Raw genomic sequence first — 6,789 nt, 5'->3', positions numbered from 1 at the left:
CCGCAGCAACGGATATGTACACCTTCAGGCCCGACTCCGCAGCCACTGCATAAACCCCTTCTTAACCGGCACCACAGGCGCCTCCTGCGTCAAACTCTGAGCCGCATGCAACCTGAAATCCAGCAGGCTTTTCATCGCCTCACTGATGTCATGCCGAGCATCCAGACAAGGCTTCAGATACTCCTTCTCAATCCGATACAACGTACAAAACGTCTTCGCCGAAAAGTCCGCAGGCACACCCTGCTCCGAAAGAATCCCGGCCTCACCAATCACCTCCCCAGGCCCCATCCGCCCCGCTTCAAACTTGTGCCCGGCCTTGGTCAACATCACCGAAATCACCCCGGACTCGATGATAAACAGGTGATCACTCACCTCCCCCGCCGGCAAAATCATCTCCCCGGCGCGAAAGGTCTGCAGCGTCATGTTCTGGCTGAATGTCTCCTTCTCCTCCTGCCTCAACGTCGAGAAAATAGATGAGCTCTCCAACAACGCCCGAGCCCGGGAAACCGTCACCGGCGCATTACTCTCGGCCGCCGACAACAAGCTCACCCCCGCCGCCTGCAAATGCCGAAACGCCAAATCATAAAGCTGATTGCGCACCTCACGCTTGAGCGCCATGGCCGGCACAAACCCGCTGATCTCATACTCCACGCCACCACTGGCCGACGTCTTGAATGCAACACTGGGCGCCGGCTTGGCCAACAACGGCCGACACCCCTGCATCGCCCGCTCCAGCGCATCCAGCACGGTTTGGGGCCGCGCATGGGGGCTGACCTGCAGGCTGACCGCCAAGCCAAACATATCTGCGGGACGTGAGAAGTTGATGATCTTGGCCTTGGCCGCCAACGAGTTGGGCACCACCGCCAGGCTGCCCTGGGAGGTTTGCAGTTGGGTGGCGCGCCAGTCGATGTCAATCACCCGGCCTTCGGTGCCGTCGATGGAGATCCAGTCATCCAGTTGGTAGGGTTTGGTGGTATTGAGCACGATGCCGGAAAACACGTCGCTCAAGGTGCTTTGCAACGCCAGGCCGACGATGATTGCCACCGCGCCGGAAGTGGCCAGCACGCCCTTGACCGGCAGGTCGAGCACGTAGGCCATGGCGGCGATGATCGCGATCAGGAAGATCACCGCGCCCACCAGATCCTGCAACAGCCGCCCGGTGTGGCCGACCCGCTGCATCATCACCGCGCCGAGCAATACCGTGAGGGTGCGCGCCGCAAACAGCCACCAGCCGATCTGGAACGCCGTTGCCGCCAAATGCAGCGCCACGTTGTCGCCGAACGGCGCGACCTGCATCGGGTTCATGCCTTCGTTGAACAGCACGGCGCTGAACACCGCAAAGATCACCAGCCGCGCCGCCAGCTTCCAATTGGCGAAATCGGCAGAGATCAAACGCCATACGGCAATATCGATCAGCACCAGCGCCAAGGCACAGAACATCGGGTGATCGGAGATAAATGAGGGCATTCAGGCGACTCCAGGGCGAATGCCATGAAGATCGCATGAAATGCCTTTGGAGGGTATAGCGCCCTAGCGCTGCATCTGCCCGAATTGCCCGGACTGATAGTCGGCAAACGCCTGGTGGATTTCCTGCTCGGTGTTCATCACGAACGGGCCGTGGCCGACGATGGGTTCGTCGATCGGCTCGCCGCTGAGCAACAGCACCATGGCGTCGTCGCTGGACTCGAGGCGCAGTTGCGTGCCATCGCGCTCGAACAGTGCCAACTGCCCTTCCCGCGCCACTTCAGTGCCGTTGATCCGCAGCGTGCCGCGCAATACCACCAGCGCGGTGTTGCGCCCGGCGTGCAGGTCCAGCGTCACAGAGCGGCCGGCTTTGAGACGCATGTCCCACACGTCGATCGGTGTGAAGGTGCGAGCCGGGCCTTTGACCCCGTCGAACTCGCCCGCGATCAAGCGCAGGCTGCCGGCGTTGTCGGCCAGGGGCAGCGTCGGAATATCGCCATCGAGGATGGTCTGGTAACCGGCATCGGTCATTTTGTCCCTGGCCGGCAGGTTGACCCACAACTGGACCATTTCCAGGGCGCCGCCGCTGCGGGCGAACGCCTCGGAGTGAAACTCCTCGTGAATGATGCCCCTGGCGGCTGTCATCCATTGCACATCGCCCGGGCCGATGGTGCCGCCGGCGCCGGTGGAATCGCGGTGCTCGACTTCGCCCTTGTAGACGATGGTCACGGTTTCAAAACCGCGATGAGGATGCTGGCCCACGCCACGACGTTGCTCGGTCGGGGTGAACGCCGCAGGACCGGCGTGATCCAGCAACAGGAACGGGCTGATCTGCTTGCCCATGGTGTCGTAGGAAAACAGCGTGCGAACCGGAAAGCCGTCGCCGACCCAATGGCCGCGTGGGCTGGTGTAGATGCCGATGATCTTTTTCATATGTGTCTCCAGTAATGGATACACCTTAAATCCGATACCAATTCCGCGCTAGACGGCAAAACCGGCCCTGATCGTCCCACCAGTGGAACAAATACTCGCGGGCTGGATTATTTTATATTTCGACCATAATATGGCGACAAATATTACAAGCGTAATTTTTAGCTCACCCCGCCCCACGGAGCCCGACATGAACCCTCTCCCCCTGCGTCTTCTCACCCCCCTGGCCCTGCTGGCGGTACTCAGTGGCTGCAACAACAAGGCCGACCCCGTCGCCGAAGCGCCCCTGCCCCGCCCGGTGCTGGCCGCCAAGGTCGAAGCCGCGGGCAGCCAGCAAAGCGCCTACACCGGCGTAGTGGCCGCACGCACGGAAAGTGACCTGGGGTTTCGCGTCAGCGGCAAGGTGATCGAGCGCAAGGTTGATCCCGGCCAGCACGTCAACCGTGGCGACACCTTGCTGGTGCTGGATATCGGCGACTTCGAACTGGCCCTGCGCTCGGCGAAAAACCGCGTCAGTGCGGCCCAGGCGCAACTGCGCCAACGCCGGGACGATGAATCCCGCTACCAGCGCCTGGCCAATACCGGCGCCGTGTCGCGGCAGATTTTCGACCAGTCCGCCACCAATCTGCGGGTGGCCGAAGCCGAACTGGCCTCCGCGCAATCCGACGCCAGCCAGATCGAAAACCGCCGCACCTACTCGGTGCTCAGGGCCGACAGCGACGGCATCATCACCGACGTACGGGTGGACCGCGGCCAAGTGGTTGCCGAGGGGCAAGTGGTGGCGCGCCTGGCCCACGACGGCGCCCGGGAAGCCATCGTCAACCTGCCGGAAAACCAGCGCGACCAGGCTTCGCAAAAAGCCCTGGCGTTCCCCTTCGGCGCCCCTGAGCAGGCAGTGACCGCCACGTTGCGCGAGCTGTCTGCCAGCGCCGACCCGACCACCCGCACCTACCGGGCCCGCTATGTATTGCATGGCCCCGTCGACCGCTTCGCTCTCGGCTCGACCATCACCGTGCGCCTGCAAGGTAACGGCCAGGCGCAACAGACCCGCGTGCCCATCGGGGCGCTGCAGGATGCCGGCAAAGGCACCGGTGTGTGGGTGATTGGCGCCGATGACAAGGTCAGCTTCGCCCCGGTCAACGTCGCCAGCCTCGGCCAGGAGGACGCGTTGCTGGACAGTGGCGTGGACCCCGGCCAAGTAGTCGTCGCCCTCGGCGCGCACCTGCTGCACAGCGGTGACGCGGTACGCCTGTTGCCGGCCCAGGTATTGGCCCTCAACCGTCAGCAGGAACACTGATAATGCGCGGGATCAACCTCTCCGAACTGGCGGTCAAGCATCGCGCGGTCACGCTGTTCCTGATCATCGCGATCCTCGCCGCCGGGGTCTTTGCCTTTGGCAAACTGGGGCGCGCCGAAGACCCTTCGTTCACCGTCAAGGTCATGACCATCACCGCCGCCTGGCCCGGCGCCACCGCGCAAGAGATGCAGGAGCAAGTGGCCGACCGCCTGGAAAAACGCCTGCAGGAGCTGGACTATTACGACCGCGTCGAAACCATCGCCCAACCGGGCTTCGTCTCGATGCGCATGACGTACCTGGAGTCCACCCGTCCCAGCGAGATCCAGGACCTGTTCTACCAGACCCGCAAAAAGCTCAGCGACGAAGCCGCGAAGTTGCCCAAGGGGGTGATCGGGCCGTTTTTCAACGATGAATACTCCGACGTGTACTTTTCCCTGTACGCGCTGGAGGCCGAACATCTGCCCCACCGGCAACTGGTGCAAATGGCCGAGGACATGCGCCAGGGCCTGCTCAATCTGCCGGGAGTGAAGAAGGTCAATATCCTCGGCGAACAGGCGCAGCGGATCTTCGTCGAGTTTTCCTATGAGCGCCTGGCCACCTTGGGCATCAAGCCCGAGCAGATCTTCGCCGCCCTCGCCGCCCAGAATGCCGTGGCGCCTTCAGGCTTTGTCGAGACCGCCGGGGCACGCGCCTATATCCGCATCGACGGGGCCTTCGATAGCCTGGCGCTGATCGAAAACGTCCCGCTGGAAGCCAACGGCAAGCTGCTGCGCATCGCCGATGTGGCCACCGTCAGCCGGGGTTATGAAGACCCGCCCAGCTACCGTATCCGTCATCAGGGCGACCCGTCGCTGATGCTCGGTGTGATCATGGAGAAGCACTGGAACGGCCTGGAACNNCTCAAGGCCCAGGAAGCGAAAATCCAGGCCGACCTGCCGCTGGGGGTCAACTTCGCCAAGGTCTCCGACCAGGCGAAAAACATCAGCCTGGCGGTCAACGAGTTCATGCTGAAGTTCTTCGTCGCCCTGGCGGTGGTGATGGTCATCAGCCTGCTGGCCCTGGGGTTCCGCGTCGGGCTGGTGGTGGCCGCTGCGGTGCCGCTGACCTTGTCGATCGTGTTTGTGATCATGCTGATGACCGGCCGCGAATTCGACCGGGTGACCCTGGGCGCGTTGATCATTTCCCTGGGCCTGCTGGTGGACGACGCAATCATTGCGATCGAGATGATGGTGGTCAAACTCGAGGAAGGTTTTGACCGGATCCACGCGGCCACCTTCGCCTGGAGTTCCACCGCCGCGCCGATGCTCACGGGCACGCTGGTGACGATTATCGGCTTCCTGCCGGTGGGTTTTGCCCGCTCGGGGGCCGGTGAATATGCCGGGAATATTTTCTGGATCGTCGGTTTTGCGCTGATCGCCTCGTGGCTGGTGGCGGTGGTGTTCACCCCGTACCTGGGGGTCAAGCTGTTGCCGCACATCGAGCCGGTTGTCGGCGGCCACGATGCAATTTACGCCGGGCGCTATTACCAGAAACTGCGGCGCCTGGTGGACGCTTGCGTGCGCAGACGCTGGCTGGTCACCGGGTTGGTGGTGGCGGCCTTTGTGCTGTGTGGCCTGGGCATGGGCGTGGTGAAGAAGCAGTTCTTTCCCAACTCCGACCGTTCCGAGCTGATTCTTGAGGTGTACATGCCACCGGGCAGCGCCTTCAAAAGCACCGAGGCGGTAGCGGCGCAGGTGGAAAAGGCGCTGATGGAGGAGCCGCAAACCGTGATGGTCGACACCTATGTCGGCGGTGGTGCACCACGGTTTTTCCTGTCGCTGAACCCTGAGCTGCCAGATCCCGCCTTCGCCAAGCTGATCGTGCAGACCGCCGACGCCCATGCCCGGGACAGCCTGAAAAAACGCATGGCTGAACGCATCGCGGCCGGCGAATTTCCATCGGCGCGGGTGCGCGTCACCCAGTTGGTATTCGGCCCGCCGGTGCCCTTCCCGGTGGTGTTTCGCGTGTCCGGCCCCGACCTGAATGTGCTGCGCGGCCTGGCTGAAGACGTGCGCCAAGTGGTCGCGGCCAACACACTCACGCGGGACAGCTTCCTCGACTGGGGCGAGCGCGCCAGCAGTTACCGCCTGGTACTCGACCAGGACCGCCTGCGCCTGCTGGGCTTTACCCCCGACGGGGTGAAATCCCAGCTCAACGCGTTGCTCAGCGGCAACCCGATCACCGAAGTGCGCGAAGGCAATCGTACCGTTTCAGTGGTTGCCCGCTCCCAGGGCAGCCAGCGCGAAGACCTCGGCAACCTCGACAATATGACCCTGACCAACAGTGCCGGCGTCTCGGTGCCATTGGCCCAGGTCGGGCATTTCCAGGCGGTGATGGAAGAACCGATCCTCAAGCGCCGCAACCGTGCGCTGACCGTGGAAGTGCGCGCCGACATCGTCGACGGCACCCAGCCGCCAGATGTGGAAATGGCGGTGTACAAGGACCTGCAACCCTTGATCGCCAAGCTGCCGGCCGGGTATCAGATCGTCATCGGCGGCCCGGTGGAAGAAAGCGCCAAGGCCAACGTGGCGCTGGCGGCACTGTTCCCGATCATGATTCTGCTGACGTTGACCGTGATCATGTTCCAGGTGCGTTCGTTCGGGGTGATGTTCATGGTGTTCGCCACCGCGCCGCTGGGGCTGATCGGGGCGGTGCCGACGCTGCTGCTGTTCAACCAGCCGTTCGGGTTCAACGCGATATTGGGGTTGATCGGGATTGGCGGGATTCTGATGCGCAATACGCTGATCTTTACCGACCAGATTCGGCAGAACCAGGACCAGGGCATGGTGATTCGCGAGGCGATCATCGAGGCCACGGTGCGCCGGGCACGGCCGGTGATATTGACCGCGCTGGCGGCGGCGCTGGCGTTTATTCCGCTGACACTGTCGGTGTTCTGGTCGTCGCTGGCGTATGTGTTGATTGGCGGGGTGCTGGTGGGGACGGTGTTGACGTTGCTGTTCTTGCCGGCGCTGTGCAGTCTGGTGCTGGGGCGGGAGAAGACCCGGGAAGTGGTGCCTGCAACCTGATCCAACCAACACCACAAACCAATGTGGGAGCGG

At 63.0% G+C, this 6,789-nt stretch carries 4 protein-coding genes; 2 read left to right on the top strand and 2 right to left on the bottom strand.

The annotated features are described in order from the left end of the window. Positions 1-24: 24 nt before the first annotated feature. Together HX814_RS30975 and HX814_RS30970 are read right to left on the bottom strand one after the other, a co-directional pair. A complete protein-coding gene (locus HX814_RS30975; RefSeq protein WP_063028913.1) occupies positions 25-1,467 on the bottom strand; it encodes a mechanosensitive ion channel domain-containing protein in 1,443 nt (480 codons plus the stop codon). A 63-nt stretch (positions 1,468-1,530) separates the two neighbouring features. Continuing rightward, positions 1,531-2,397: a pirin family protein gene (locus tag HX814_RS30970; RefSeq protein WP_177009820.1), complete on the bottom strand. Its 867-nt coding sequence runs from the start codon at positions 2,395-2,397 to the stop codon at positions 1,531-1,533. 187 nt (positions 2,398-2,584) lie between these two features. On the opposite strand from HX814_RS30970, the gene HX814_RS30965 reads away from it, so the two are divergent. Next, positions 2,585-3,691, top strand: coding sequence for an efflux RND transporter periplasmic adaptor subunit (locus HX814_RS30965; RefSeq protein ID WP_177009819.1), 1,107 nt, complete (start codon positions 2,585-2,587; stop codon positions 3,689-3,691). 2 nt (positions 3,692-3,693) lie between these two features. Beyond that, on the top strand, positions 3,694-6,756 hold the full coding sequence (locus HX814_RS30960) for an efflux RND transporter permease subunit (protein WP_177015450.1): 3,063 nt from the start codon (positions 3,694-3,696) through the stop codon (positions 6,754-6,756). Positions 6,757-6,789 lie beyond the last annotated feature (33 nt).

The sequence above is a fragment of the Pseudomonas sp. C8002 genome (assembly GCF_013385765.1).
In the GTDB taxonomy this organism is placed as follows: domain Bacteria; phylum Pseudomonadota; class Gammaproteobacteria; order Pseudomonadales; family Pseudomonadaceae; genus Aquipseudomonas.
The sequence above is the reverse complement of the archived record's forward strand: the minus strand, read 5'-3'. Positions and strand labels throughout refer to the sequence as shown.

Coding starts and splice junctions, on each gene's coding strand:
- HX814_RS30975 (WP_063028913.1), bottom strand. CDS start 1,467: ATGCCCTCATTTATCTCCGATCACCCGATGTTCTGTGCCTTGGCGCTG.
- HX814_RS30970 (WP_177009820.1), bottom strand. CDS start 2,397: ATGAAAAAGATCATCGGCATCTACACCAGCCCACGCGGCCATTGGGTC.
- HX814_RS30965 (WP_177009819.1), top strand. CDS start 2,585: ATGAACCCTCTCCCCCTGCGTCTTCTCACCCCCCTGGCCCTGCTGGCG.